The following is a 25,439-nucleotide window of genomic DNA, read 5'->3' on the forward strand; positions in this document are numbered from 1 at the left end:
TGCGGGCAGCACGAAGCCGCCGAAATAAGCTCTAGAAACAACATCGGCCGACTCAGAACAAACTTGAGCCGGCCGTCGTCGTCAAAATATGCTTTTTACGTCACTCAAACGATCTGCTTGAGCACCGCCATGATCTTGTGGGCGTAGTTCGGATCGGTGGCGTAGCCCGCGCGCTGCAAACCCTTGGCGAACGATGCCGCGTCGTTGCCGTTGCCGGCTGCCACGACATTGCTGTAGCGCGGGTTGTTGGCCAGCAGGTTGGCGTAGTCCTTGAACGCCTCGGCGTACGAGCTGTAGGCGCGGAATTTCTCCTGCACCTTGTGGGCGACGCCGCCGATGTATTCGGTGGTCGTCACCGTGGCGGTCTTGCCGGACCACGAGCTGCCGGCCTTGATGCCGAACAGGTTGTGCGTGTTCGAGCCATCTTTTGCCTTGATCTCGCGGCGGCCCCAGCCGGACTCCAGCGCGGCATGGCCGATCATGAAGTTGGCCGGAATGCCGGTTTCCTGCGCGGCCTGCGATGCATGGCCGATCAGCTTGTTGTAGAAGCTGCTCATGCGCTCGCCGCGCGGCTCCGATGCCACCGTCGACAAGTCGACCTCGGGCGGCGCGCTCGGGGTCTGCGCCTGGGCATCCGCCTGCTTGCGCAGCGCGGCCAGTGCACGTTGCACGCGCTCCTCCAGGCCCGGGCGTGGCACGGTGCTGATGCCCGAGCCGTCGTCTTCCGTTCCCGGCGCAACCGCTGCGGCCATGCTGTTGAGCGACGAACGGGCGATGGCCTTGGCGGCATCGTTCGTGGCACCGGCGGCGCCCGGCAGCGCGGTATTCGTAGCCGTCGTGTTGGACAGCGCGGTATTCACCTTGCCACCCGCATCCGGGTTCACATGGTTGGCCTGACGCAGCATCTGCTTCAGGAGCTGGTCTGCCACGCCCACGCCGCGCGAGGCCATCGTCTGCGAAAGCTGCTGGTCGAGCATCGACGTGTACATCTTGCTCGACGACGAATCGAGCGGCCCGTTCTGCGGCGATGCATCGCGCATCTGCTTGAGCATCATGTTCACGAAGATCGCGTCGAACTGTTTGGCGACGGTCTTGGCGGCGCCGGTCGGGTCCGTACGCGCCGTTTGCTTGAGCGACTCGAACCCTCGGGAATCGAGCGCCAGGCGGCTGGTGAGGTCGGTTTGGTTCATCGTGGCCTCCGCAGCGTCAGATGATTTCCAGGTCGGCGCGCAGCGCGTTGGCCGCCTTCATCGCCTGCAGGATCGAGATCAGGTCTTGCGGGTTGGCGCCAATCGCGTTGATGGCCTTGACCACGTCCGCCAGGTTGGTGCCGCCCTTCACGTTGATGAGGCTGCCGCCTTGCTGCTTGACCTCGATATTCGAGCGCGCTGCGGCGACCGTCTGCCCTTGCGAGAACGGCGCCGGCTGGCTCACGACCGGGTCTGTGCTGATCGTGACCGACAGGCTGCCGTGTGCCACCGCGCACGGCTCGAGCTTGACGAGCTGGTTCATCACCACCGAGCCCGTGCGGGCGTTGACCACCACGCGTGCCGCGGCAAGCGCCGGCGTCACGTCGATGTTCTGCAGCTTGGCCAGGAAGCCGACGCGATCCGACGCCAGGGCCGGCGCGCGCACGTTGATCGTGCGGCCGTCCGCGGCTTGCGCCGTATCCATGCCGAACTGCTTGTTGATGGCGGTGACGATGTTCTGCACGGTGCCGAAATCTGTGGTGCCCGTATCGAGCTGGATGCTGCCCGCCTCGCCCACCGTGGCCTGCACGGCACGCTCCACCGTCGCACCATTGGCGATACGGCCGGCGCCGAGCTGGTTGATCTGCACCTTGCTCCCATTGGCCGATGCACCTGCACCGCCAATCACCACGTTGCCCTGCGCCAATGCGTAGAGCTGGCCGTCCACACCCTTGAGCGGCGTAAGCAGCAGCGTGCCGCCGCGCAGGCTCTTGGCGTTACCGATGGACGACACCGTCACGTCGATGGTCTGGCCCGGCCGCACAAAGGCGGGCAGCGTGGCCGTTACCACCACCGCGGCGGTGTTCTTGAGCTGGATGCTCGCGCCGGCCGGCACGTTGATGCCGAACTGCGTGAGCATGTTGTTGAAGCTCTGGACCGTGAACGGCGTCTGCGTGGTCTGGTCGCCGCTGCCGTCCAGGCCGACGACGAGGCCATAGCCGATCAGCGCGTTGTCGCGCACGCCGGCAACGGTCGTCAGATCCTTGATGCGGTCTGCGTGTGCCGTGGTCGGAACAACCGCTGAAATTGCGCTCAGTGCCACCAGGGCCGCGCCGATGATTCGATGCAAAGTCATGGCAGATCCCTCAGAACGGTGACACGGTCAGGAAGAACCGCGACAGCCAGCCCATCTGCTGCGCTTCGGCCACGTAGCCCGTGCCGCGGTATTCCATGCGTGCGTCCGCCACCTGGGTGGACAGCACGGTGTTTTGATTGTTGACGGTGGTCGGGTTGACCACGCCAGAGAACTTGATCGACTCGGTGCCTTGGCCCACGGCCATCTGCTTCTCGCCGCTCACCACCAGGTTGCCGTTACCGAGCACCTCCACCACCGTCACCGTAATCGTGGCCGTGAAGTTGTTCTGCGCACCGTTGGCGCCCTTGCTGTCGAACTTGTTGGCGTCGCTGGCCGACACGCCCAGCAAAGACAGCACGCCCGGGTTCATGCCGGCAAACGTCGGCACTGAAGCGCTCATGCTGCCCGTGCGGTTGACGCTGCCGGACGTCTGCTTGCTGGCGGCCGTGTTTTCGGTGATGACGATGGTGATCGTGTCGCCCACCATGTGCGCGCGGCGGTCTTCGAACATGCCGCGAAAACCACCGCTGCCCGATGCCACTTCCTGGTAAATCGCCCCGTTCTGGCGCGGCGCCATCACCGGCATCGGCGGGCGCGCGGTTGTCGGACCCTGCACGATCGGGGCCGGCGGCGGCAGCATGCCGCACGCCGTAGCGAGCAAGGCGGCCGTGCCGAGCACGGCCAATCGAACGATACGCACGGCGCGGCCGCTGTGCGTGAGCGAGTAAACCGGGGGGGTATGCATCGCAAAACTTCCTTAAAAACAACGCCGCCCAGCTTAGAGCTGTGACAGCTTCTCCAGCATCTGGTCCGAGGTCTGGACCGACTTGCTGTTGATCTCGTACGCGCGCTGCGTCTGGATCATGTTGACCATTTCTTCCACCACGTTCACGTTCGACGTTTCAACGTAGTTCTGGTTGAGCGCGCCCACGCCGTTCGAGCCCGGGTTGGCCAGGTTGGCCGTGCCCGACGCTTCGGTTTCGGCGTACAGGTTTTCGCCCATGCTGCGCAGGCCGGCCGGGTTGATGAAGTTCGCCAGCTGGAACGTGCCCACCTGCGTGTTGCTGGCCGTGCCGGGCGTGGTGACCGTCACAACGCCGTCCTTGCCGATCGTCAGGCTGGTGGCGTTCTGCGGCACCGTCACGGCCGGCTGCACCGGGTAGCCGCTGGAAGTCACCAGCTGACCCTGCGCGTTGATCTGGAAGCTGCCGTCACGCGTGTAGGCCAACGTGCCGTCCGGCATCTGCACCTGGAAGAAGCCGTTGCCGTTGATGGCCACGTCGGTCGAGTTGCCGGTCTGCTGCAGGTTGCCCTGCGTGTGCAGACGCTCGGTGGCGACGATGCGCGTACCGGTACCGATCTGCATGCCCGAAGGCAGCGTGGTCTGTTGCGACGATTGCGCACCCGGCTCGCGCACGTTCTGGTACAGCAAGTCTTCGAACACGGCGCGCGAGCGCTTGAAGCCCGTCGTGTTGACGTTCGCCAGGTTGTTCGAGATGACATCCAGCTGCGATTGCTGGGCGTCCATCCCGGTTTTGGAAATCCACAGGGAGCGAATCATGTTCGAGTCCTTGGTTGATTCAATTCAATGCGCCGGCCGTTCAGGCGTGGCGCAGCAGTTCATTGGCCGACTGGGCGTTCGTGTCGCTCGTGTGCAGCGACTTCATCTGCATTTCCAGTTGGCGCGAGATTTCGATCATGTTGACCAACGAGTCGGTCAGGTTGACGTTGCTGCCCTCCAGCGCCCCACCGGTGATGCGGACTTTCTCATCCACGTCGGCGTCCTGGCCGTCGCGCTGGCGGAACAGGCCGTCGGCGCCGCGGTCGATGTTCGACGGGTCGATGCTCACCAGCTTCAGGCGGCCGAGCGACACCGGCGGCGTACGGCTGTCGGCGCTGATCGCGTTGACCGTACCGTCCTTGGCAAACTGCACCGTGGTGTCGGGCGGCAGCGTGATCGGGCCGCCGTCGCCCAGAACGGGCTGGCCGGAGAGCGTCTGGATCGTGCCGTCCGGGCCGAGCTGGAAGGCGCCGGCGCGGGTGTAAGCCTCACCGCCCTCCGGCGTCTGCACGGCAAAGAAGCCTTGTCCGTCGATGGCCACGTCCAGGCTGCGGCCGGTGGTCTCGATCGGGCCGGGCGCGAGGTCCGTCCCGATGGCCGAGGCCATCACGTAGCTGCGCGTGGGCGAGCCATCGCCTTGCACACCCACCGTATGGAACGCGTCGATCTGCGCCTTGAAGCCGGTGGTGCTGGCGTTGGCGAGGTTGTTGGCGCTGGCAGCCTGTTGGTCGAACAGGTGCTTTACGCCAGTCATCGACACGTAGATCGAGCGGTCCATGCGAGTGTCCTTGGTGTGCGGTCAGTCAGCTTCAGGCAACGACGATTACATCGTCACCAGGGTCTGCAGGATGGTGTCCTGCGTCTTGATGGTCTGCGCGTTGGCTTGATACGAGCGCTGGGCAATGATCATGTTGACCAGCTCGGCAGACAGGTCCACGTTGGATTGCTCCACCGCCGACGACTGCAGCAGGCCGAACGACCCCATGCCCGGCGTGCCCAGGTTCGGGGCGCCCGAGTTGGACGTTTCCACCCACTGGTTGCCGCCGATGTTCTGCAGACCTTCCGGCGCCTTGAAGTTGGCCATGGCGATCTGGCCCAGCGTTGCCGTGCGGCCGTTGGAGTAGCGCGCGGTGACGGTGCCATCGGTACCGACCGCGTAGCTGGCCAGGCGGCCGGTGGCGTAACCGTCTTGCGTCACGCCCGGGGCGGTGTCGTTGTAGCCGCCGCCGTACTGCGTGGTGCCCGTGAAATCCATGGTGGCGATGCTCATGCCGCCAAAGGCCACGTTGACCTTGCTGGGCGACGAGGTGAGCTGGCCGCTGCTGTTGAACGTGAGCGACGTCACGGGGTTGCCGCCCGTCGGGTTGTTGCCGTCCACCTGCGAATACACGTCCCAGCCAGCGGCGGTGCGCACGTAGTAGTTGGTCAGCATGTGGGCCGTGCCCGTGCCGTCGTACACCTGCTCCGAAACGGAGTGGTTGAACGTGGCCGAGTTGGTGGCCGAGAACGGCGTGGTGGTCGGCACCGTAGCCGCGGCATCCAGGTTCACACCGAACGCGGTGTTGGTGGTGGCCAGCGGCGCCAGGTCGTTGACGGGAATCTTCAGGTTGGTCAGCACGGCGGTGTTGACCTTGCCGGTGGAATCCACGCCGTAGCCGGTCAGGTTCTGGCCCGTGGCCGAGATGATGAAACCGTTCTTGTCGGTCTGGAACTGACCGTTACGCGTGTACGACACCTGGCCGCTGGACGCATCCACCATACGGTAGAAGCCCGTGCCGTTGATGGCGATGTCCAGCGGGTTGCCGGTGTTGGTCACATTGCCCTGCGTGAACGACTGCGACACCTTGGTCACGCTCACGCCCTGGCCGATCTGGTTGTCGGATGCACCGACCAGCGAACGTGCGTACACGTCGCCAAATTCGGCGGTCGATTTCTTGTAGCCGACAGTGTTGGCGTTTGCCACGTTGCTGCCGATCACGTCGAGGTTGGCAGCGGCGGCGTCGAGACCGCTCAGGCCTTGCTGGAATCCCATAAAGTTCTCCCGTAGAAGATAAAAGCGCGGGGTCTGCCCGCAGTTGACCGGTGATTACTGAATCGATGCAACGTCGGACAGCTTGGCGGTTCCGCCAGACGCCAACACCAGCTGCATCGTGCCGTTGTTGATCGTGACGCCGGCCACCTTGTCGATGCCCAGCGCGTTACCCGTAACGACCTTTCCGCCCTGCGTGGCCGTCACCTTGATGGAGTAGGCACCGTCGGCAAGCTGGTTGCCCTTGTCGTCCTTGCCGTTCCAGGTGTAGTTGCCGCTGCCGGCCGTCATCTGGCCGAGGTCGACGGTGCGCACGGCAACGCCGGCGGCGTTCGTGATCGTGACGACAACGTCGTCGGCGCCGTTGGGCACCGAGACACCAAAGTTGGCGGCGCCCGAGGCCAGCGTCAGGTTGTTGGTCGGCACCTGCACCGTGCGGCCGATCATCGACGACGCCTGCGTGGTCGCGTTCTGCGTCAGCATGCTCGACATCGTGGTGTTCAGCTGTTGGATGCCGTTCACAGTGTTGATCTGCGCAAGCTGCGAGGTCATCTGCGAGTTGTCCATCGGGTTGAGCGGATCCTGGTTCTTCAACTGCGCCACGAGCAGTTGCATGAAGGTGTTCTGCAGGTCGTTGCCGGTGGTGATGGCCAGCTGGTTGCCCGAGGTCGTGCCCGCGGTGCTGGTCGTATTGGTTGTTGAGCTGACGGTCATGTTCGTGTCTCGCTAGGAATGTGCCGCTTACTGGCCCAGGGTTAGAGCCTTGGAGGCCATCGTCTTGGTGGTGTTGGCGACTTCCACGTTGGCCTGGTACGAGCGCGACGCAGAAATCATGTTGACCATTTCGTCCACCACATCGACGTTCGGCATGGTCACGTAGCCGTCGGCATCGGCCAGCGGGTTGCCCGGCTGGTGCATGCGCTTCATGGGGGTGACGGTGTCTTCCACCACGCGGTCGACCGACACGCCGGTGGCGTAGTCGTCAGACTCTTGCGCGGGCGAGAACACCACCTGCTTGGCGCGATACGCCTTGCCGTCCGGGCCCGTCACGCTTTCGGCGTTGGCCAGGTTGGAGGCGACCACGTTCATGCGCTTGGACTGCGCGGTGAGCGCGCTGCCAGCTACATCCATCACCTTGAATAGCGACATGTTGATTCCGATGTCTTCAAACACTGTTGCCGGCACTGCTGCCGGACCGATCCGGTGTTCTGTATGGCGGCTTGCTCCGGACCGATCTTTCCCGGCCCGGAGCGCCACACAGTTCCCGCCCCTCTTTCGCCGCGCGTGATTGCTGCGCGGTCGTCTTAATGCCTGTCTGCTGCTCTTGCTGCTCGTGCTACATCGCGCGCTAGCTGTTCTGAATGGCCGCCAGCATCGACTTGATCTTCTGCGTCACGATGCTCAGATCGGCCTCGTAACGCACGGTGTTATCGGCAAAGCGCATGCGCTCGCCGTCCATGTCCACCGTGTTGCCGTCGATGGACGGCTGCTGCGACGTGCGGTACTGCACTTCGCCCTGCAGCGCCTTGGTCTGCTGCGACAGCGATGCCTGCATCAGCGATACATCGCCGGCCGGCGCGCCATCCACCGTCAGGTGGCCTGAAGCCGTTGCCGTCATCGGCAGGCTGTTACCACCTTGCTGGCCGACCGCCTTCTGCAGCGCCGACTGAAAATCGAAGTCGCGCGCCTTGTAGTTGGGCGTATCGGCGTTGGCGATGTTGGAGGCCAGGATCTGGTGGCGCTGCGAGCGCAGGTGCAGCGCCTGCTCCTGAAAACCGAACAACTGATCCAGCTTGTCGACCATGTCTGTCATTCCTTGCGCGTGGCGTCCTGGTTGTTGCTGCCACCCGCCGGGGTTGCGTTCTGTATTGCGTGTTCCCATTGGAGGGAGATCCCGGCATCAGCGGCCCCTTCAAAACCGCCGATGCCGTCTCCAAAACCGCTGAACCGCTTGTCTTGCTGAGTTGCCGTCATGCAACCTCAGTGGAAAAGGCCTGTCTGCGAACCGATATCCGGCCGGGAAACCATTTACCGGGGCAGGCTGTACGGCCAGGAACCGCACAACGCCAGGGACTTCACCACGTTGCAAAGTCTAGGGGCCGGTGTGCAAGACCATTCGTTGGAATAAGGGGGGGATTGGCCGACATTTCCGCATTTGGCGTTCGCGCACGCGTGGCTACACTTCACCGGACTTTTGATGAAGGGGCTTTCCATGTCCACGCGGTTTGCACGCAGCGCGCACCACCCGATCCCACCCGCCGCGACGGCACTGCCGCTGGCCGGGCGCCAGCGCAAGCTGTTGCTGATGCTGGCGTTGGGCCTGCTGGCCAGCCTGGTGCACCCGATCCTGGCGCATGCACAAGGCATGGTGCGGGTGGGCTATCCGCCGGCCCAAGCCGTACAACAGCCCGCGCAGCCCACCACCATCCAGGGGCCCAACGCCATCCAGATGCAGATCCAGCAACAGCTGCAGTCGCAACTGGACATCCTGGGCGGCACGAATGAGACGGGCGCGCCACGCGCGTCGGTGGAAGTCGGCCCCGTTGATGCACGCGTGGCCAACCAGCCCTGCGACCAGATCGACCTGATGCTGCCGGCGGCCAACCGCCTGCGCGGCCGTATACAAGTAGGCGTGCGCTGCCGCTCGCCGCACGCCTGGGCGGCCTGGGTGCCGGCCACGATCCAAATCACGGGGACGTATTACGTCGCCTCGCACCAGCTGCCGCCGGGCAAGACGCTCGACATGGGCGATCTGGAAGCCCGCACGGGAAATCTTTCGATGCTGCCGGCCTCGGTCGTGCAGCAGCCGGCCGACGTGGTGGGGCGTGTACTGCTCACGAGCGTGGCCGCCAACCAGCCGCTGCGCGCCGAGAGCCTGCGCCTGCCGATCGCCGTGCAAGCCGGCCAGACCGTCAAGCTCATCGCCGAGGGCGGCGGCTTCCAGGTCAGCAGCGACGGCCGGGCCATGAACCAGGCGGCCGTGGGCCAAGTCGCCCAGGTACGCACCGCCAACGGCAATGTCGTCTCCGGCATTGCGCAGTCCGCCGGCGTCGTGGCAATCCAGTTTTAAGACCAAATTGATAACGGCAGATCACTTTGCTACTGTGATGCGTGATCGATACCTGCCGCTAAAGTTTGGGCCGGGGTTGGCCGATATGGGTGTTAGGATGAACGCGCTCTTCGGAGACACCCGTGAAAATCAACCATATCGTGAACAACACGCCGGCCGTTGCGCCGACCAAGGACGCTGCGTCCGGGTCGACGCGCGCGACCGGCTCGTCCCCGGCCGCTACGACGGCTTCGGGCACCACGCGCCACAGCGGCGATGCACCGTCGCTGTCGGTCCAACAAGTCTCGCGCCAAGTGGGCAGCGGCGACTTCGACGCCGCACGCGTCGAGCAGATCCGCAGTGCCATCCAGAACGGCACGCTGAAGATGGACGCCGGCAAGATCGCCGATGCGGCGCTTTCCGACGCGCAATCGCTGCTCTCCACGCGCTCCAAGAGGGTCTGACGCGGGGTTCCCGTCGTCCGTCCCCTGTATTTTCTGACGCCGCCGGTCCGAGGGTTTCCGACCCTCGACTGATCGCGGCGGGGCGGCGTGCCGGCCGGCGGCTGCCCAAGCTTCCAAGCCTGAGCCTGAGGTAGCCACCATGGACAACACACTGCTGATCCGCACCCTTGCCGACGAGCAGGAACTGCTGCGCGCAGCCACCCACACCCTGGATGCCGAAGCGCAGGCGTTGCGCGATGGCGACATGGCCGAGCTCGAGCGCATCACCCAGACCAAGCAGAAACAGCTCACCGCCTTGGGCGAGGCCGACCGTGAACGCCGCCTTTGGTGGGCCCAGCACGGCGGCGCCGATCCGTACGGGCTGGTCAAATACCTGCGCACCGACGAAACCGCCAGCCGCCTGTTCGACGAGAACCTGGCCCTGGCCCGCCTGCTGCGCCAACGCAACATCGACAACGGCACCCTGATCGACCTGCGCCTGCGCGCCACGCAGAACGCGCTGTCGGTCCTGCACGCCGCCAACAACGGCGGCGGCACACCGTACGGCCGCGACGGCAAACAGCCGCTGTCGATGCCGCGCTTCTCGGTCGTCGCGCAATAAGCCACCACAACACGCTTTTTGGGTACAAATGCCGCGCTTTACGCTCACGTCAATGGGCGTGAAGTGGGGCTAGCTGCTGCTGCCCGATCCTGCTATCTATAGGGGGGTCTAGCACACCACCGATCGGGGTAAACAAAAAGGTTTACATCCCATTGATGGGTGCAACATGCATGCTGGGGATTTATTCTGCGATTTTGGCGGGGTTAATCCTCCGCGCCTGGCGACATAAACAAGAAAAACCGGAAGGAAATTGCGTCTGAAATGGCGTGCAAGGTTTCGGCCCGGTGGCACTGCATTGTGGTGACCGCCGGTTGAACGGGGAAATATACCGAGACCGCACGCCAGAAGCATTTCCACAAGCACGGCCACATTGATTTTGGACCGGCTGGTCCAAATAGACGGGGCAACACGCTGATTCCGGAAATGGGCAAACAAACCATAACCAGACAGGCGGCGCAGTGAAATCAATCGTAGTGGAGGCACACCCTTTGGTGCGTGCCGGCGCGACCCATGTGTTGCAATCCTTGCCGGCCATCACCGAAGTGGTCAGCGTCGAGCCGGACGAAGCCCTCTTTGAAAACCTCGCGGCGCATGCGGACGCCGAACTGGCCCTGATCGGCCTGCCCCTGCCGGGCATCGACGATCTGCCGGCCCTCTCCCGGCTGCTGCAACAGCCGCATCCCCGACACGTCGCCGTACTGGGCGAAACCGATTCCGCTGCGCACGTGCGTACGCTGATGCAATTGAATGTCTCTGCCTATCTGCTGAAAAGCTATTCCGGCAAATTGATTGCAGCAGCATTGGAATTGGTGCTCGCGGGCGGCCGTTATGTACCGGCATCCATCGTACTGACACGGCCTGAAGCCATTGCAGCGGGTTCGGCCAACGGTAATGACGATGGTGCATTGCTCGGCCTGACGCAGCGTCAATATGAGATTCTCGTCTTGCTCTCGCGCGGGCATCCGGTCAAAACGATCAGCCGCATGCTGAGTATTTCCGAGGCGACCACGAAGGCGCATATCAACGCGCTGTATCGCCGGCTGGAAGTGCGCAGCCGTACCGAGGCCGTCTTCGTTGCCACGCAGCGCGGCGCCATGCTGCTGAATCAGCCGAACATCGGAGCGGAGCCCTCGTCGCCCGTCTCAGCGCCGCTGCGCCTGGCGCGCACCGGCTGACGCTCCGCCCTCCAGCTTCTGCGCATAACAAAAAACGGCGCCCGAATCCGGACGCCGTTGCAAATGTCCACCCACGCTGTCGAGACGCGGGCGGTGACAAGGAAAAGCAGAACGCGAAAGGCTTAGAACTTTGCGCGGATGCCTACACCAAAGGTGTCGGCCGTCGACAGGTCCGACACCTTGTCGCGGAAGTACGCCGCATACACATCGGTGCGCTTGGACAGCGAATAGTCGTAACCGACCGCCCACGTGTTGCGCTTCACGTCAGCCGCGCCCGAGGTCTTCGTGTACGCGTACGACGCCAGAACGCTGCCCGGGCCCACCGGAATCGACACGCCGAGCTGACCGCCGTTGCTCTTGGCGTCGCCGGTGCTGATCGTGTTCTTGATGTACTGGTACTGGCCGTACAGCTTGACCACGCCAAAGTCATACGTCGCGCCCAGCTGGGCCGCCGTCTGGCGCGCGAAGCCAGCCACGAGGCTGTTCAGGTCGCCTGGCGCGCCGTCGTAGCGCACCTGCTGGAAGGCCGCCGTGGCTGCAAAATTGCCGCGGAAGTACAGCAGGCTGCCGCCCCACTTGTTCTGGCCGTTGTGGCCGGCTTGCTCACCCGCGCCGTAGATCAGGTTAGCCGTCAGGCCGCCCATGTCCGGGGTGGAATACATGATCGAGTTGTCCCAGCCCGAATCCCCCACCAGGCCCGAGATACCTGCGGCGCCCGAACGGCCGTTGCCGAGGTAGGTGTGGAACACCATCGGCGAGAACGTGTACGAATCGATGAACGGGTTAAACAGGATCGTCGAAACGAAGTACGGCGGGGTGTTACGACCGAGCTTGATCGAGCCCCAGCTGTTCGACTGCAGGCCGACGAACGAATTACGGGCGAAGAAGTGGTCGCCATCAAAGCGGCCGGACTTGCCCGTGTCGGGGCGGAAAAACGCTTCCAGCGTGAAGATCGCCTTCAGGCCGTTGCCCAGGTCTTCGCTGCCCTTCAGCCCCCAGTACGACGTCGACATGCCGCCGGAGTTGACACCCCAGGCGCGGTCCTGGCCGAGGTTCTTGGTGGCACCCGCCCAGGCATCCACCTGGCCGTACAGCGTCACGGACGATTGGGCCTGTGCCGCGCCTGCGGCCAACCCCGCAGCGGCAGCCAGCACGGCCAGCGAAAAACGTCGCTTGAATTGCATTATTGATTTCTCCCTCTTGTGGTTCCGGTGTGTTGAATCGACTGAATCAGCGTTGAGGCGGCAGGTGGCTCAACCCGCCGCCGCTGAGATGGCGCCGTGAATGCAACTGCCGTGCCAATACGTTGTCGGCAAAGCGTCGCTTCACAAATGAATGTGTTTCCCGGGAAGGGGCGCAGACTAGCTTGAATACCCCAGGCGGACAAGTCCCCATCGCGGGGTGTGTGGCGCCGTTTCTGCACCGGTCTGGCGCAGTGCGCTTTCAGTCGTTTTGAAGCACGCGGATGTCGACTTCGCGCGTGTAGCGCTCGGGGGAAAAGTCGCAGTATGTGAGGGAGATGGGCACGTCGGCCAGGCTGTAGCCGATGCGGCGCACGCGGACCAGCGGCACGCCCGCCTCCACACCGAGCTGCGTGGCCTGGTGGGCATCGGCCACACAGGCCAGCGGCGCCTCGCGCGAGCGCGCGATGGTCAGGTTGGCGCGCTGGAAGACCTGCACGAACAGGCGATCTTCAAAGTCGCGCGCCTCGAGCATCGCCGCGAGCCGGGACGTCAGCCACGTACGCAGCAGCATGATGGGCTGCCCCTCCACCTGGGCGCGGCGCTCGACAAACGCCACCTGCGCGCCCACCACCAGGTCGAGCGCGGCCGCCACGGTCGCGTCGGCCGCCTCCAGTCGAAAAGCACTGACCGTATAGACAGCGCCCGGCACGTATTCCAGCGCGGCATCCGACTGGCCCGGCGCATACAGGACCGGCCGATGCGGTCCCACGCGATCCAGCACCACGCTGCGCTGCCCCCGCGAGCGCTTGAGCAACCCACGCGCCGCCAGCTCGTTCAGTGTCCGGCGCGCCGTCAAACGCGAGACGCCGTAGCGCTGGGCGACTTCGTTCTCGCTGGGCGCGATGCTGCCGGCCGGCAGCGTTCCGTGCAGGATGTCGAGCCGAATGCGGTCGGCCAGTTCGAGGTATTTGGGCAGGCGAGGCGTCATGCCGTCGTTATACAGGAACGATCATCGCGCGCAGCAACGCAAATGGCCCACCGGGGCGGGTGGGCCATTTGCGTTGCACGCTTGCGCGCGCGTCAGGCAGAGCCTGAAAGATCAGGCGATCAGGAATTTATCGCGGTTCTTGCCGATCCAGGCCGGAGCGCGGCCGCGGCCGGACCACGTTGCACCCGTCTTCGGATCACGGTACTTGGCCGGCACCGGCGCTTTCGCACCGGCACGACGACCGCGACGCTGAGCCAGGCCCAGGTCTTCAGCCGTCAGGCCATATTCGGCAACCGTCTGGCGCACTTGCTGGATCACCGCTTCCAGTTCCTTGGCGCGCGCAGTTTCGATCTGCTCTTCCAGTTTGGCCTTTTGTGCAATCAATTCCTTGTATGTCGCCATATGCGCTCCCAATAAATTCTGGTGTGAAGTCTGGTGTGGATCAGATATTAGATCAATTGTATTCATAACTGAAATCAAATTTCAACGTTTTTGATCATTCCCCTTCAAACCGCCCCTAAGCCAGCAATCAACTCTTGGCACACCGGATGCTCAGTTTCAACCGGAAAGTCGGATTGACGCATGGGATTAGCGTACGCGATCATGCAGGGCCGCAAACTGGTATCGCGCTGCATTTCAGTGCCACCACCATAGCAAGCGCCGCCGGGTCCCGCAATTCCGGTTTTTGCCGCAAGCAGCAATCTGCAGCATCGCAGCAGTACAGCAACGCAACATCAATTCATACATAAGCCGCCGGCCCGGCATGCCACTGCACCGCGATGACATCTGCCATGGCCAGCCCATTTGGTGCGGCGGTAAAACGATTCAAAGCGTCACCCGCCTGGTTGCAGTTGGATGAGACAACGATGAATTCGCCCTTGCCGCGTCGCTTTTACTATCTGCTTTTGGTCTTTGGTGTACTGGTTGGCATCTTGTTTGTCGCCGCGACCTTTTTCTTTCCCGAACGCTCGGTCGAGCGGATCAGTGCGTATTTCATCCTGACAATGGGAACATGCGTTTTGATGTGTGCAATCGGGTTGGCACTGACGCATCGCTGGATCGATCAGCATTTCGCCGTGCAGGAAAGTGAGAATGGTGCGGAGGCTCAAATGGAACCTGCGCGCGCGTCCGAGCCTCCGCAAACCGTTTTGAAATCCGCCACCGACCCCGGCAACAATGGAACCGGCAAAACCGATTCCCGATGTGTTGTATCGGCCACAAACTAGGCTTTGCGCCGCGCACGACTTTTGCGCATCATGAAGAGCATTGCCCCCGACCTCCGGTAGCCGGCGTTCTCGCGGCCAGCGTGGCGTGAAGTCGATGCTGAGTGAGATGTCGGGCAATACCTCAGGTTGGAGCGTGGGATGCCAGACGAAATTTCCTACCCGCTGTCGGCGCAAAGCCTTCCGGTTCCGCTCTATGTGGTCCTCGAAGGCCGCATCGTCTTTGCCAATGCGGCCGGCGTTTGCATGGTGCGGGCACTTTCGTCCGACCAACTGCTCGGCGAGCCCTTCTCGCGCTTCTTCCAGGACGTTCCCGCATGGCTGGAAACCCGCCCCGGGGAAGACGCCGATGCAACGCAATCCGAGGCTCAGACCGTTCCGGCGGCACAACTGATCTCCGCCCTTTCTGCTGGCGATTCCAACGAGGTGGTCAGCGTCCGGTTGACAGTCACGCCGACCCGCTTTGATGGGCTGCCGGCGCAGCAGGTGGTCGTGCACGGATTGCCGCTGCCGCTCGATGCGCAATTACCCGGCAAGGCCGGCGAGCGCGTCCTGAGCGCCGAAGCGATTGGCGCAGCGCTGCCGCACGAGCATCTCGATCATCTGCTTTCCACGCTGCCGTCCGCCGCCTCGCTCGGCGAGCGGCTGCATGCTGCGCTGCGGGCGCTGGAAGCAGCCTTGCCTTCGACGCTGTGCGTGGTGGTGCGGGTCGTCTCCGGGCGGGCGAGGCTCTATGGCACGCAGCGCGCCAGGGCAAAGCTGGCATTGCGCGACGACCATGCGACGCACTTGCCTACCGGAACGCATGGTGAGTTCGATATCGAACTCGCACGCATCGCGCCGCTGCTCGACGAGCTGGCCCCCATCGAACTGGTGCGCGAGGCCAATGCGCCCGCGCCTTTGCGCGAAGCAATCGTCCGCGTGCTGGATACCGCGCAGCCGACATGGCTGTGCCGCATCCCGGCCCAGCATGGCGGCATGGCCGTCGCCGACGATCTCCTGTGCCTCTTCTTCCCCGCTGCCAACCCGCCTGACGACGCAGCCTTGCGCGCGGAGTGCGGCCGCTACATCGCCGCGCTGGTCAAGCTGCTGCGCCTGGAGAACGAATATCGCCAGACCCGCGAGTTGCGCGATCAGTATCGGCTGGTCGTCAACCATCTGAGCGAGGGCGTGCTGACGCTGTCCACCGATGGCCGAGTGCTGTCGTACAACCGCAGCGCGGCCGAGATCCTGCGCATGTCGGGCGCGTCATGGAAAGGCCGCCCGCGTGTTGCGTTGAACGACATGATGTTGGGCGAAGACGGCGCCATCCTGCCGCGCGCCGCATGGCCCTCCACGCTGGCGGCGCGCACGGGGCGCGCCATCAGCAACGTCGTCGTGGGCGTGCCGGCAGGCAACGGGCAGATCGTGTGGCTGCGCGAATCGGTGCTGCCGATGTTTTCGCCGGACAGCGCGTCGCCGCACGCGGTGCTGGTCATCTTTACCGACATCACGGCAGAGCGTTCCGCCTACGAGCAACTGCGCCTGCTGGAGACCAAGGATTCGCTCACCGGCCTGCCCAATCGCGCGGCGTTCATCGAGCGGCTCGATGCGCGGCTTTCGCTGCCTTCCACGGGGGAATCGGCCCTCTTGTATATCGGGCTGGACCACTTCAAGACCGTGAACGAGGCGATGGGGCACCACATGGGGAACCAGGTGCTGAACATGGCGGCGCAACGCATCCGCGCCCAGGCGGGCCAGCGCGCGCTGCTGGCCCGGCTGGGCGGCGACCAGTTCTGCGTGGCCATCGACGACCCGAACACCGCCGACGGACTCGCGCAACAGGTGCTCGACGCGCTGGCCCGCCCCTTTACCGGCGGCGAACGCGAGGTGCATCTGTCAGCCAGCATCGGCGTGGCAGCCTACCCGGAAGACGGGGGCGATGCGGCCACGCTCGTCAGTCATGCAGAAGCCGCCATGTACCGCGCCAAGGAAAATGGCCGGAACCGCATCACCCGGTATTCGCGCGCGCTCGAAACGCAGATGCTGCGCCGCTTCACACTCAACGAGCGCATGCGGCGCGCGCTCGGGCGCGGTCAGGTGCGGCTGGTGTATCAGCCGAAGTACGCACTCGACTCAGGCGAACTGGTGGCCGTTGAAGCCCTGATGCGATGGTCCGACCCGGAGCTTGGCGCGGTGTCGCCCACCGAGTTCATCGACGTGGCGGAGGAGTCAGGCTACATCCTCGAACTCGGCCGCTGGGCGCTTATGCAGGCCTGCACGCAAGGCGAGGCATGGGCGCGCAAGTTCGGCTTCACCGGCCGCATGGCGGTGAACGTGTCCGCGCGGCAATGCGATGCGGGCGTGATCGAGCGCGACGTCGACGAGGCGCTCAAGGCGTCCGGCATGACGCCGAGCCGGCTGGAGCTGGAGTTAACGGAAAGCGTGCTGCTGGCCGACCGGCAATCGACACAGCGTCTGCTGATGAGCCTGGCCGCGCGAGGCGTGCGCATCTCGCTCGATGATTTCGGCATCGGCTTTTCATCGCTGTCGTATCTGCGCAGCTTGCCGATCCATAACATCAAGATCGATCGTTCGTTCATCAGCGGCGTGCCTGGGGTGCCCGACTGCGTGGCGCTCACCAAGACGATCATCGCAATGGCCCGCGCGTTGAACATGACCGTCACAGCCGAAGGTGTCGAGACCCCCGAGCAATCGGCCTTTTTGTCTGCGCATGCTTGCGACGAAGTGCAAGGCTTCCTGTTTGGGCGACCGCTGGAAGTGTCGGCACTGGAAGACTTGCTACGCACCCGAAGCCGCGCACAGGCATAAAAAAACGGACCCGAAGATTTGACCTCGGGTCCGTTGTTCTCGGGGTCGACCCGCAGGCCGACCGAATATCAACGCGTCGATACGTTGCCGACCAGGCCGCCCAATGCGGCACCGCCCAGCGTGGCGCCCGGGCCGCCAATCAAAGCAGCGCCGGCCAACCCACCCACACCCGCCCCAATGGCGGTATTGCGTTGACGTGCCGTCATGTCGGCACAGCCGGTTGCCGTCAGCAGCGTGGCACCGGCCAGCAGAATCGTCAGTACCCGAACCATGTTCTTCTCCTTGAATGCGTCGGTCGCGATCAAGCCATCGCGTATCGAAAGTCTGATCAAGGGGCCCGCGACATGCTGTTTCAAGTTGTAATCAATCGTTGCAATGTGCAGGCGCCCCCCAACCGCAAGCCCTTGCCACATTCGCGAGCAGCGCCGATCAAAAGCCGTCGCCACGCGGCTCGGATGGTGTTTCCCACAGACTTATCCACATGTTCTGTGCATAACCTGCGCCACCGGCGCAGACCCAAGTCACAAAAGGGCTTGACGGGTTTCGACAAACGTGCAGATCACGTAAAACGTGTGCGCGCGGCCCGAGTTATCCACATCGATGAAGGCTGTTACATCGTGCAACAAACCCTTTTCCGTCAACCGCTTGCGGGGGATTCTGCAAGCGGTGTGCGCGCTGCTGTGGACAAGTTGTGCCGGGGAAGCGCCGGGATTGTTGGTCAACCATCGCCGAAGCCGACGCCCACAGGCGAGCATCGGGCCTAAAACGCCCGCACGTGGACGTTTGACGCTCGACCATGCGCTGCCGATGGTCGGCGTCCACCCTCAGCGGGCGGAATACGACTCTCAAACAGTCGCCTTCGGCTGTCAGACCTCGAAATTTTCGACCTCCGACAACCGGCCTCGAGCCTCGGACGGTCGCGCTTCAGCCTCAACGGGTGAACGTTGGGTCTTTGACGGCGACGCTCGGCCCTTAAAGCTCCGATGGGTCGGATGTTTTTGGGCCGAGCTCGGGCCTCTGAGGGCCGTACGCCACTGTTTGACGGTGACGTGCGGGTGTCGGACGGCCGAAATCGAATGTTTGAGGTCGGGGCACCGACCCAACACTGCGGCACTCAGCAAACTGCAGGCAACCTGCGAGACGCGCAGCACCAAATCTGCGTGCCTGAGCGTCGATCGCCGCATGCGTCGGGCCGACATGCGCCGTGCGTGCTCACGCTTTCGAGCATGTCTGGCGGACCAGCACGGCGCTTCGTTTGAAACCAACCCAGTGAGATCACCGGGCCAGATCGGCCGGCGTGTCGACATCGCGCAGGATGCCGGCGTCTTCGGTGTCGATGCGGATAAGCTTGGCGGGATCGATCAGCCGCCGCGCGCCCTCGTCGCCGTCGAGCGAAGTCAGCCCCGCGAAAAAATCGGCGCCGAAGCCGATGGGATGGCCCCGCTGCCCGGCATGAAAGGGCGCAACGCAACGGTGCGGGTCCACTGCGTTGGCGATTTGGCTGATGGTGTCAGAGGCAATCCACGGCATGTCGGCCAGGGCGATGATCCACCCGCCGGCTTGCGGGCGCGCGGCCACGCCGCCAGCCAGGCTGGCGCCCATGCCGCGTGCGGCGTCGGGGCAGCGCAAGACTTCGCAACCGGCCTCGGCCAACAGCGCGGCCAGTTGATCGACCTGCGCACCATGCGTGGCAGCGGCGGGCACCACTGCCACCACGTCGCCCAGTGCCTGCTTCAGGTGCCGCGCGGCCTGCACCGCCACGGGCGTTCCATCGGGCAGCGGGGCGAGCAGCTTGTTGGCCACGCCCGCCGCATCAAACCGGCTGCCACGGCCCGCGGCCAGCAACACGCCAACAACAGGCCGCTGCCGCATCAGACCACCTCGGTCTTGAGGGTGACTTCCACGTTGTTGCGCGTGGCGTTCGAATACGGGCACACCTGATGCGCCTGCGCCACCAGCTTCTCCGCATCGGCTTGCGACAGCCCGCTGATCCGCGCCGTCAGCCCCACCTTCAGGCCGAAACCGCCTTCATCGCGCGTGCCGATCCCCACATCGCAGTGGATCTCGATGTTGCTGGGATTGAGCTTGAGCATGCTCTTGGCGACAAAGTCGCACGCCGAGCCGAAGCACGCGGCATAGCCGGCGGCGAACAGGTCTTCGGGCGTGGTGGTGTTGGGCTTGCCGGGCCCGCCCATGGCCTTCGGCACTGACAAGTCGTGCGAGACCTGGCCGTCTTCGGTCTGGGTGTGGCCGTTGCGGCCGCCTGTGGCCTTGGCGTGGGCGGTGTACAGGATATTCAATGCCATGACATGCTCCTCCGGGGGGTAAACAACGCACTCGCGGACGCAAGAATCGGTCCGCAAAACGGGACGGTGACGACGCTGCACGAACAAGAAAGCCGGCACACATCACTGCATGCCGGCTTCAATTTCATCACGCGATGATGACAACTACACCGTGTCGAACGGCAGCTTGCGCTGACGCTTGCCGGTCAGGGTGAACAGCGCGTTGGCCACCGCCGGTGCAATCGGCGGCGTGCCGGGTTCGCCCAGGCCGGTCGGGTTGTCTTCCGACGGCACGAAGAACACGTTCACCGGCGGCGCGTCCGGCATGCGCACGGGCGGGAAGTCGGTGAAGTTGCTGTTCTTGGTGGCGCCGTTTTCGATGTCGATGGCAAAGCCCGGCTGGATCATCGCCAGGCCAAACACGCAGGCACCCTGGATCTGCGCTTCCGCGCCCATCGGGTTGACCACGCGGTTGGCATGCACACCGGCCGTGACACGATGCACGCGCGGCTTGCCCTGGTCGACCGACACCTCCACCACATACGCCACCACCGACTCGAACGACGCATGCACCGCCACGCCCCAGGCCTGGCCCTTGGGCAGCTTGCGCTTGCCGTAGCCGGACTTGTCGACAGCCAGCTGCAGTGCCGCGCGGTGGCGTTCATGCTCCTTGCCGGTAAAGCGCGCGAGACGGAAAGCGACCGGGTCCTGCTTGGCCGCGTGCGCCACCTCGTCCACCATCGTTTCCATCACGTAGGCCGTATGCGTGTGGCCCACGGAACGCCACCACAGCACCGGCACGTTCACGTCCGGATGGTGCACCGTCAGCTGCATCGGGAAGCCGTAGTCGTTTTCGATCACGCCCTCGACCATGGTCTCGTCCACACCGTTCTTGACCATGAAGGCTTCGAACGGCGTGCCCTTGAGGATCGACTGGCCGACGATCACGTGGTCCCAGCCGACGACCTTGCCGCTGCTGTCCACCCCCACGTTGACGCGGTGCAGATGCATCGGGCGGTAGTAGCCGCCGCGGATGTCGTCTTCGCGGCTCCAGATCACCTTGACGGGGCCGTTGTGCCCGGCTGCCGCATAGGCTTTCGCCACGTTGGCGGCTTCCACCACGTAGTCCGACGTGGTGATCGCGCGCCGGCCAAAGCCACCGCCCGCCATCATCGTGTTCAGCTCGATCTTCTCGGGCGATACGCCGAGCACCTTGGCAATCGCGCCCTGATCGATGGTCTGGAACTGCGAGCCGACCCACACCTTGGCGCCCGTGGTCTTGCCACCGTCTTTCTGCAGATCGATCGTGCAGTTCAGCGGCTCCATTGGCGCGTGCGCGAGATACGGAAATTCGTAGTCCGCCTGGATGCGCGTTGCGGCGGATTGGATGGCGCTCATGTCCGCAGCCTTGGCCACGGTGCCGGGCTGGCCGGCGAGCTTCTTGTACTCCGCCATCAACGCCGGCGTGGACACCGTCGAGCCGGCGTCTTCCCACGTGACCTGCAACGCGTCGCGGCCCTGCTTGGCCGGCCAGTATCCGTCGGCGATGACGGCGACACCCGTGCCGCCCCGGTCGGTCGGGATCTGCAGCACATCGACCACGCCCTTCACCGCCTTGGCCGCTGCTGCGTCGTACTTGGCCACCTTGCCGCCAAAGCGCGGCGGGCGGGCCAGCACGGCCACCTTCATGTTGGGCAGGCGCGTGTCCAGGCCAAACTTGAGCGAGCTGTCGAGCTTTGCGCGCGCATCGAGGCGCGGCGTGGGCTTACCGACAATACGGAACTGCGACGGGTTCTTCAGCGTGACCTGCGCCGGCACCGGCAGCGCCATCGCGGCCTGAGCAAGCTCGCCATACGTAGCGCGGTGGCTGCCCGACGTGACCACACCATTGGCGGTGCGGCATGTCGACGGATCGACCTTCCAGCGCTCGGCCGCTGCCGAGATCAGCATGGCACGCGCGCGACCGCCCAGTTCACGGTATTGCTGGAACGAGTGGTTCAGCGCCGTCGAGCCGCCCGTCATCTGGATGCCGAAGCCCGGATCCTTGTACGGATCGCCCGCGGGCGCCAACATGCCGCGCACGTTGCGCCAATCCACGTCGAGTTCTTCGGCCAGCGCCATCGGCAATGCCGTGTGTACGCCCTGACCGAATTCCAGCCGGTTCACCGCCACAGTGACGGTGTTGTCCGGCGCAATGATGATGAATGCCTGCGGCGGCGAGGGCGGCTTGGCCTTCGCGTCCTGCGCGCCCGCCAGCACCGGGGCCACGCCAAGCGCCAGCCCGCCGCCGGCCAGCGTCGTCAGCTTCAGAAAGCTACGTCGATCAAACGTTGCCGCACCGGCATCCGCAGACGCCGGTTGATGTTGCGCGCCGCCACCGGCCAGCGCTTCAAGATTTCGAATACGCATCGTGAATTCTCCGGTGTGGCTCAGGCCAGCGATTTCGCCGCGTCGTGAATGGCCGCGCGAATGCGTTGGTACGTCGCGCAGCGGCAGAGGTTGCCGGCCATTGCGCTGTCGATATCGGCGTCGGTCGGCTTCTTCTTGGTGCGCAGCAAACCCACCGCGCTCATCATCTGGCCGCTCTGGCAGTAGCCGCATTGCGCCACGTCGTGCTTGACCCAGGCGTCGAGCACGGCCTTGCCGACCTTGTCATCGGCGATGTGTTCGGACGTGGTGATCTGCTGGCCGGCCACCGCAGAGATCGGCAGCACACAGCTGCGCGTGGGCTGGCCGTTCAGGTGCACCGTGCAGGCGCCGCACGATGCGACGCCGCAACCGAATTTCGTGCCGGTCAGACCGAGGTTGTCGCGCAGCGCCCAGAGCAGCGGCGTGGCCGGATCAGCATCGACTTCCACCGGTTTGCCGTTGATGTTCAACGTGACCATTGGGGGATTCTCCTTGTGGGGCGTGAGGGAGTCTTGCCGTTATAGACCCTTTGATATAGCGGCCTGGCGGCATGGACGGGGTGTATTAAAGCAGGTTCGGATAGGTTCTGCTGGCGCCCACGTCACACGGTTTCCTGCGGGCAGCACACGTTTTCGTGGGCTCTGGATCGGGTGTTTCATCTGCTGCGAAAAAACCGTCCGGAACCGCCCAGGCAGCTTGACAACACCCCGCCGTCACCATCACTATCGCCAAATGCATTCTCAGCAGACCACCCTCCGTACCGCTCCTGCCCGCACCCTCTCGTGCGTGCGCGGTCTGCTATCCGCTTCTCTACTACGCGTGTAAGCGCGTAGATCTCTCTTTCCCCCTCGTTCCGGTGTTTGACCGGTCCGTGCCCCAGCGGCGACGGGCCTTGTGTGTGGCGCAGTCCGTGCGCCGAATCGTTGGAGCTTTCTCATGCCCGCCTCGATCCCGCTTTCGCTACGACTACCGACCGGTTGCCAGACCACGCGCCCGTGGCTGTCTGGCCGCCACCTCCCGAACCCGATTCCGGCCACCCCGGACGCTGCCCGCGCGGCCGTCCCCGTTGTACGAAACCGATCTCGATCTCACAGGACGCACTCACCATGTTGAAGAACCCCGCCACCAAGTACCGCCCCTTCCCCGCCATCGCCCTCGCCGATCGCACCTGGCCCAACAAGACGATCACCCGTGCCCCGATCTGGATGAGCACGGACCTGCGCGACGGCAACCAGGCGCTGTTCGAGCCCATGAACGCCGAGCGCAAGATGCGCATGTTCAAGATGCTCGTGCAGATCGGCTTCAAGGAAATCGAAGCCGCTTTCCCCGCTGCCTCCCAGACCGATTTTGATTTTGTCCGCGAGCTGATCGAGGGCGGACACATCCCCGACGGCGTGGCCATCGAAGTGCTCACGCAGGCCCGCGAAGACCTGATCCGCCGCACGATGGAATCGCTGCGCGGCGCCAAACGCGCCATCATCCACGTCTACAACGCGACCGCGCCGGTGTTCCGCCGCACGGTGTTCAACACCGACCGCGAAGGCGTCAAGCGCATTGCCGTGCAAAGCGCCAAGCTGATCCGCGAGATTGCGCAGACGATGCCCGAGACGCAGTGGACGTATCAGTACAGCCCCGAAGTCTTCAGCGGCACCGAGCTGGATTTCGCGCTGGAGGTCTGCAACGCCGTGACCGAAGTCTGGGAGCCCACGCCTGAGCACAAGATCATCTTCAACCTGCCTGCCACGGTGGAGATGGCCACGCCAAACATCTACGCCGACCAGATCGAATGGATGCATCGCAACCTCGCGCGCCGCGATTCGATCATCCTCTCCGTGCATCCGCACAATGACCGCGGCACTGCCGTGGCAGCCGCTGAACTGGCCGTGATGGCCGGCGCCGATCGCGTGGAAGGTTGCCTGTTCGGCAATGGCGAGCGCACGGGCAACGTGGATCTCGTCACGCTCGCGCTGAACCTGTACTCGCAAGGCATCGATCCTGAGTTGGATTTTTCGCACATCAATGACGTGGCACGGACCTGCGAAGATTGCACGCAACTGCCGGTGCACCCGCGTCACCCGTACGTGGGCGACCTGGTGTTCACGGCGTTCTCGGGCTCGCACCAGGATGCGATCAAGAAGGGCTTTGCGGTGCAGAAGCCCGATGCGCTGTGGGAAATGCCCTACCTGCCGATCGACCCGGCCGACGTGGGCCGCACGTATGACTCGATCATTCGCGTGAACAGCCAGTCGGGCAAGGGCGGCATCGCCTATCTGCTGGAATCGGGCTACGGCGTGGCCATGCCCCGCCGCCTGCAGGTGGAGTTCAGCAGCACCGTGCAGCAGCTGACCGATGAGAGCGGCCGCGAAGCCACGGGCGCCGACATCTGGGCGCTGTTCCAGCAGACCTATCTGCGCGGCGATGGCGCCATCGGCTACGTATCGCACCGCCTGACCGAGCGCGATGACGGCAGCCAGCACATCCGCCTGGTGGTCAACATTGCAGACCGCGAGCACATTTGCGAAGGCAGCGGCAACGGGCCGCTCGATGCGCTGGTGCATGCGCTGTCGCACGTGCTGACTGCGCCCGTGTCGATCCATCACTACGAAGAGCGCGCGCTGGGCCAGGGCGCCAATGCCGATGCCATCGCGTTTGCAGAAATGGCCGCGCCGGGCGTGGCAGGCAGCGTATTCGGCGTGGGCGTGGATGCCAATCTGACGACGGCGTCGATCCGCGCGGTGGTGGGCGGGGTCAATCGCCTGATCGCACGCGCCGGCCACGGCATGCTGCGCAGCGGCAAGAGCGAGGCACAAGCGGTGTAAAGCCCAAGTCGGGCTCACGCAGTGGAGCGCGAGTTGCTAAATTGGAGAGATGACGCTCGGGCCACGCCCGGGCTCATCACTTTCCAAGCGCGCCCGCGTGCACATCCACTGCCACAGGAGAACCGACATGACCACTCGTCCGACCGCGAAAGAGAATGCCAAGCGTTTTGCCAGTGTGATCCAGGCGCTGCAGGCATGCGAGGCCGCTTGCACTCATTGCGCGACGGAATGCGGCAAGAACGGCCACGCTGAAGCCAGGGCGCGCTGCATCAGCGTGTGCACGGACTGCGCGGAATATTGCGCCCTGACGCGCAAATTCCTCGAGCGCAACAGCGAATTCGCAGAACTGCTGCTGGAAGACTGCGCCGAGATCTGCTCCCAGTGCGCGGAAGAATGCGATCATCACGGCCAAGGCCATTGCAGCGCCTGTGCAACTGCCTGCCGCGCCTGCATGGACGCCTGCCTGAAAGTCGCCGGCGTCGAAGCGGTCACCGCCGAGCCGACTGTCTTCTGATT

At 64.3% G+C, this 25,439-nt stretch carries 26 protein-coding genes; 8 read left to right on the forward strand and 18 right to left on the reverse strand.

Annotated elements, in window-relative coordinates; genetic code table 11:
* Nucleotides 1-104: 104 nt before the first annotated feature.
* The 10 genes from flgJ to R2669_RS16035 all read right to left on the reverse strand — a co-directional run bounded on the left by flgJ (nt 105) and on the right by R2669_RS16035 (nt 7,889).
* On the reverse strand, nt 105-1,190 hold the full coding sequence (gene flgJ, locus R2669_RS15990) for a flagellar assembly peptidoglycan hydrolase FlgJ (RefSeq protein ID WP_147213707.1): 1,086 nt from the start codon (nt 1,188-1,190) through the stop codon (nt 105-107).
* A gap of 16 nt (nt 1,191-1,206) precedes the next feature.
* Nucleotides 1,207-2,325, reverse strand: coding sequence for a flagellar basal body P-ring protein FlgI (locus tag R2669_RS15995; RefSeq protein ID WP_316901161.1), 1,119 nt, complete (start codon nt 2,323-2,325; stop codon nt 1,207-1,209).
* Between the two features lie 10 nt (nt 2,326-2,335).
* On the reverse strand, nt 2,336-3,070 hold the full coding sequence (locus R2669_RS16000; RefSeq protein ID WP_147213709.1) for a flagellar basal body L-ring protein FlgH: 735 nt from the start codon (nt 3,068-3,070) through the stop codon (nt 2,336-2,338).
* A 33-nt stretch (nt 3,071-3,103) separates the two neighbouring features.
* A complete protein-coding gene (flgG, locus tag R2669_RS16005) occupies nt 3,104-3,886 on the reverse strand; it encodes a flagellar basal-body rod protein FlgG (RefSeq protein WP_316890669.1) in 783 nt (260 codons plus the stop codon).
* Nucleotides 3,887-3,926: 40 nt separating this feature from the next.
* A complete protein-coding gene (gene flgF / locus R2669_RS16010; RefSeq protein ID WP_147213710.1) occupies nt 3,927-4,664 on the reverse strand; it encodes a flagellar basal-body rod protein FlgF in 738 nt (245 codons plus the stop codon).
* A gap of 45 nt (nt 4,665-4,709) precedes the next feature.
* Nucleotides 4,710-5,918 (reverse strand): flagellar hook protein FlgE, encoded by a 1,209-nt coding sequence (flgE, locus tag R2669_RS16015; RefSeq protein WP_147213711.1) that lies wholly within the window; start codon nt 5,916-5,918, stop codon nt 4,710-4,712.
* A gap of 54 nt (nt 5,919-5,972) precedes the next feature.
* On the reverse strand, nt 5,973-6,629 hold the full coding sequence (locus tag R2669_RS16020) for a flagellar hook assembly protein FlgD (protein ID WP_147213712.1): 657 nt from the start codon (nt 6,627-6,629) through the stop codon (nt 5,973-5,975).
* Between the two features lie 27 nt (nt 6,630-6,656).
* Complete coding sequence (gene flgC / locus R2669_RS16025; protein ID WP_004631403.1) at nt 6,657-7,064, reverse strand: flagellar basal body rod protein FlgC; 408 nt, start codon at nt 7,062-7,064, stop codon at nt 6,657-6,659.
* A gap of 199 nt (nt 7,065-7,263) precedes the next feature.
* Nucleotides 7,264-7,719: a flagellar basal body rod protein FlgB gene (gene flgB, locus R2669_RS16030; protein WP_316901480.1), complete on the reverse strand. Its 456-nt coding sequence runs from the start codon at nt 7,717-7,719 to the stop codon at nt 7,264-7,266.
* Between the two features lie 5 nt (nt 7,720-7,724).
* Nucleotides 7,725-7,889 (reverse strand): hypothetical protein, encoded by a 165-nt coding sequence (locus tag R2669_RS16035; RefSeq protein WP_316901163.1) that lies wholly within the window; start codon nt 7,887-7,889, stop codon nt 7,725-7,727.
* 238 nt (nt 7,890-8,127) lie between these two features.
* Between R2669_RS16035 and flgA the strand changes: the two genes are divergently transcribed.
* The 4 genes from flgA (at nt 8,128) to R2669_RS16055 (ending at nt 11,204) form a co-directional block, all read left to right on the forward strand.
* Complete coding sequence (gene flgA / locus R2669_RS16040; RefSeq protein ID WP_316901164.1) at nt 8,128-8,985, forward strand: flagellar basal body P-ring formation chaperone FlgA; 858 nt, start codon at nt 8,128-8,130, stop codon at nt 8,983-8,985.
* Between the two features lie 122 nt (nt 8,986-9,107).
* A complete protein-coding gene (flgM, locus tag R2669_RS16045) occupies nt 9,108-9,428 on the forward strand; it encodes a flagellar biosynthesis anti-sigma factor FlgM (protein ID WP_316901166.1) in 321 nt (106 codons plus the stop codon).
* A 139-nt stretch (nt 9,429-9,567) separates the two neighbouring features.
* Nucleotides 9,568-10,029, forward strand: coding sequence for a flagella synthesis protein FlgN (locus R2669_RS16050; RefSeq protein WP_147213715.1), 462 nt, complete (start codon nt 9,568-9,570; stop codon nt 10,027-10,029).
* Between the two features lie 458 nt (nt 10,030-10,487).
* The gene (locus R2669_RS16055; protein WP_147213716.1) at nt 10,488-11,204 is read left to right on the forward strand and encodes a LuxR C-terminal-related transcriptional regulator; all 717 of its coding nucleotides are present in this window, start codon (nt 10,488-10,490) and stop codon (nt 11,202-11,204) included.
* A 122-nt stretch (nt 11,205-11,326) separates the two neighbouring features.
* Here the strand turns inward: R2669_RS16055 and R2669_RS16060 are convergent, their stop codons facing one another.
* The 3 genes from R2669_RS16060 to R2669_RS16070 form a co-directional block, all read right to left on the reverse strand.
* Nucleotides 11,327-12,388 (reverse strand): porin, encoded by a 1,062-nt coding sequence (locus R2669_RS16060; protein ID WP_316901167.1) that lies wholly within the window; start codon nt 12,386-12,388, stop codon nt 11,327-11,329.
* A 259-nt stretch (nt 12,389-12,647) separates the two neighbouring features.
* Nucleotides 12,648-13,376, reverse strand: coding sequence for a GntR family transcriptional regulator (locus tag R2669_RS16065; protein ID WP_316901169.1), 729 nt, complete (start codon nt 13,374-13,376; stop codon nt 12,648-12,650).
* 111 nt (nt 13,377-13,487) lie between these two features.
* The gene (locus R2669_RS16070) at nt 13,488-13,778 is read right to left on the reverse strand and encodes an H-NS histone family protein (protein ID WP_009240021.1); all 291 of its coding nucleotides are present in this window, start codon (nt 13,776-13,778) and stop codon (nt 13,488-13,490) included.
* A gap of 389 nt (nt 13,779-14,167) precedes the next feature.
* On the opposite strand from R2669_RS16070, the gene R2669_RS16075 reads away from it, so the two are divergent.
* Both R2669_RS16075 and R2669_RS16080 read left to right on the forward strand, forming a co-directional pair.
* Nucleotides 14,168-14,602 (forward strand): hypothetical protein, encoded by a 435-nt coding sequence (locus tag R2669_RS16075; RefSeq protein WP_316901171.1) that lies wholly within the window; start codon nt 14,168-14,170, stop codon nt 14,600-14,602.
* 138 nt (nt 14,603-14,740) lie between these two features.
* The gene (locus R2669_RS16080) at nt 14,741-17,410 is read left to right on the forward strand and encodes a putative bifunctional diguanylate cyclase/phosphodiesterase (RefSeq protein ID WP_316901172.1); all 2,670 of its coding nucleotides are present in this window, start codon (nt 14,741-14,743) and stop codon (nt 17,408-17,410) included.
* Nucleotides 17,411-17,478: 68 nt separating this feature from the next.
* Here R2669_RS16080 and R2669_RS16085 read toward each other — a convergent pair whose 3' ends face one another.
* The 5 genes from R2669_RS16085 to R2669_RS16105 all read right to left on the reverse strand — a co-directional run bounded on the left by R2669_RS16085 (nt 17,479) and on the right by R2669_RS16105 (nt 22,583).
* Nucleotides 17,479-17,682, reverse strand: coding sequence for a YMGG-like glycine zipper-containing protein (locus R2669_RS16085; protein WP_009277078.1), 204 nt, complete (start codon nt 17,680-17,682; stop codon nt 17,479-17,481).
* A 1,003-nt stretch (nt 17,683-18,685) separates the two neighbouring features.
* The gene (locus tag R2669_RS16090; RefSeq protein ID WP_316901174.1) at nt 18,686-19,282 is read right to left on the reverse strand and encodes a nucleotidyltransferase family protein; all 597 of its coding nucleotides are present in this window, start codon (nt 19,280-19,282) and stop codon (nt 18,686-18,688) included.
* On the reverse strand, nt 19,282-19,716 hold the full coding sequence (locus R2669_RS16095) for an organic hydroperoxide resistance protein (protein ID WP_027679850.1): 435 nt from the start codon (nt 19,714-19,716) through the stop codon (nt 19,282-19,284). Before R2669_RS16095 ends, R2669_RS16090 begins: the two co-directional genes overlap by 1 nt.
* A gap of 144 nt (nt 19,717-19,860) precedes the next feature.
* Nucleotides 19,861-22,104 carry a xanthine dehydrogenase family protein molybdopterin-binding subunit gene (locus R2669_RS16100; protein WP_316901175.1) on the reverse strand — a complete coding sequence of 748 codons (2,244 nt, stop codon included), beginning with the start codon at nt 22,102-22,104 and terminating at the stop codon, nt 19,861-19,863.
* Between the two features lie 20 nt (nt 22,105-22,124).
* Nucleotides 22,125-22,583, reverse strand: a complete 459-nt coding sequence (locus R2669_RS16105; protein ID WP_147213721.1) for a (2Fe-2S)-binding protein — start codon at nt 22,581-22,583, stop codon at nt 22,125-22,127.
* A gap of 627 nt (nt 22,584-23,210) precedes the next feature.
* Between R2669_RS16105 and leuA the strand changes: the two genes are divergently transcribed.
* Together leuA and R2669_RS16115 are read left to right on the forward strand one after the other, a co-directional pair.
* A complete protein-coding gene (leuA, locus tag R2669_RS16110) occupies nt 23,211-24,923 on the forward strand; it encodes a 2-isopropylmalate synthase (RefSeq protein ID WP_316901177.1) in 1,713 nt (570 codons plus the stop codon).
* 127 nt (nt 24,924-25,050) lie between these two features.
* A complete protein-coding gene (locus R2669_RS16115) occupies nt 25,051-25,437 on the forward strand; it encodes a four-helix bundle copper-binding protein (RefSeq protein ID WP_316901179.1) in 387 nt (128 codons plus the stop codon).
* Nucleotides 25,438-25,439: the final 2 nt, after the last annotated feature.

Origin of the sequence: Ralstonia edaphi, assembly GCF_958350185.1 — a bacterium.
Classification (GTDB): domain Bacteria; phylum Pseudomonadota; class Gammaproteobacteria; order Burkholderiales; family Burkholderiaceae; genus Ralstonia; species Ralstonia edaphi.

What these genes read in the sequence shown, in the direction of transcription:
- R2669_RS16080 (WP_316901172.1), top strand. Translation starts at nt 14,741, where the DNA reads ATGCCAGACGAAATTTCCTACCCGCTGTCGGCGCAAAGCCTTCCGGTT.
- R2669_RS16095 (WP_027679850.1), bottom strand. Translation starts at nt 19,716, where the DNA reads ATGGCATTGAATATCCTGTACACCGCCCACGCCAAGGCCACAGGCGGC.
- R2669_RS16060 (WP_316901167.1), bottom strand. Translation starts at nt 12,388, where the DNA reads ATGCAATTCAAGCGACGTTTTTCGCTGGCCGTGCTGGCTGCCGCTGCG.
- flgG (WP_316890669.1), bottom strand. Translation starts at nt 3,886, where the DNA reads ATGATTCGCTCCCTGTGGATTTCCAAAACCGGGATGGACGCCCAGCAA.
- R2669_RS16000 (WP_147213709.1), bottom strand. Translation starts at nt 3,070, where the DNA reads ATGCATACCCCCCCGGTTTACTCGCTCACGCACAGCGGCCGCGCCGTG.
- R2669_RS16115 (WP_316901179.1), top strand. Translation starts at nt 25,051, where the DNA reads ATGACCACTCGTCCGACCGCGAAAGAGAATGCCAAGCGTTTTGCCAGT.
- R2669_RS16050 (WP_147213715.1), top strand. Translation starts at nt 9,568, where the DNA reads ATGGACAACACACTGCTGATCCGCACCCTTGCCGACGAGCAGGAACTG.
- R2669_RS16020 (WP_147213712.1), bottom strand. Translation starts at nt 6,629, where the DNA reads ATGACCGTCAGCTCAACAACCAATACGACCAGCACCGCGGGCACGACC.
- flgF (WP_147213710.1), bottom strand. Translation starts at nt 4,664, where the DNA reads ATGGACCGCTCGATCTACGTGTCGATGACTGGCGTAAAGCACCTGTTC.
- R2669_RS16085 (WP_009277078.1), bottom strand. Translation starts at nt 17,682, where the DNA reads ATGGTTCGGGTACTGACGATTCTGCTGGCCGGTGCCACGCTGCTGACG.
- leuA (WP_316901177.1), top strand. Translation starts at nt 23,211, where the DNA reads ATGTTGAAGAACCCCGCCACCAAGTACCGCCCCTTCCCCGCCATCGCC.
- R2669_RS16105 (WP_147213721.1), bottom strand. Translation starts at nt 22,583, where the DNA reads ATGGTCACGTTGAACATCAACGGCAAACCGGTGGAAGTCGATGCTGAT.
- flgA (WP_316901164.1), top strand. Translation starts at nt 8,128, where the DNA reads ATGTCCACGCGGTTTGCACGCAGCGCGCACCACCCGATCCCACCCGCC.
- flgB (WP_316901480.1), bottom strand. Translation starts at nt 7,719, where the DNA reads ATGGTCGACAAGCTGGATCAGTTGTTCGGTTTTCAGGAGCAGGCGCTG.
- R2669_RS15995 (WP_316901161.1), bottom strand. Translation starts at nt 2,325, where the DNA reads ATGACTTTGCATCGAATCATCGGCGCGGCCCTGGTGGCACTGAGCGCA.
- flgJ (WP_147213707.1), bottom strand. Translation starts at nt 1,190, where the DNA reads ATGAACCAAACCGACCTCACCAGCCGCCTGGCGCTCGATTCCCGAGGG.
- flgE (WP_147213711.1), bottom strand. Translation starts at nt 5,918, where the DNA reads ATGGGATTCCAGCAAGGCCTGAGCGGTCTCGACGCCGCCGCTGCCAAC.
- R2669_RS16070 (WP_009240021.1), bottom strand. Translation starts at nt 13,778, where the DNA reads ATGGCGACATACAAGGAATTGATTGCACAAAAGGCCAAACTGGAAGAG.
- R2669_RS16090 (WP_316901174.1), bottom strand. Translation starts at nt 19,282, where the DNA reads ATGCGGCAGCGGCCTGTTGTTGGCGTGTTGCTGGCCGCGGGCCGTGGC.
- R2669_RS16035 (WP_316901163.1), bottom strand. Translation starts at nt 7,889, where the DNA reads ATGACGGCAACTCAGCAAGACAAGCGGTTCAGCGGTTTTGGAGACGGC.
- flgC (WP_004631403.1), bottom strand. Translation starts at nt 7,064, where the DNA reads ATGTCGCTATTCAAGGTGATGGATGTAGCTGGCAGCGCGCTCACCGCG.
- R2669_RS16075 (WP_316901171.1), top strand. Translation starts at nt 14,168, where the DNA reads ATGGCCAGCCCATTTGGTGCGGCGGTAAAACGATTCAAAGCGTCACCC.
- R2669_RS16065 (WP_316901169.1), bottom strand. Translation starts at nt 13,376, where the DNA reads ATGACGCCTCGCCTGCCCAAATACCTCGAACTGGCCGACCGCATTCGG.
- R2669_RS16100 (WP_316901175.1), bottom strand. Translation starts at nt 22,104, where the DNA reads ATGCGTATTCGAAATCTTGAAGCGCTGGCCGGTGGCGGCGCGCAACAT.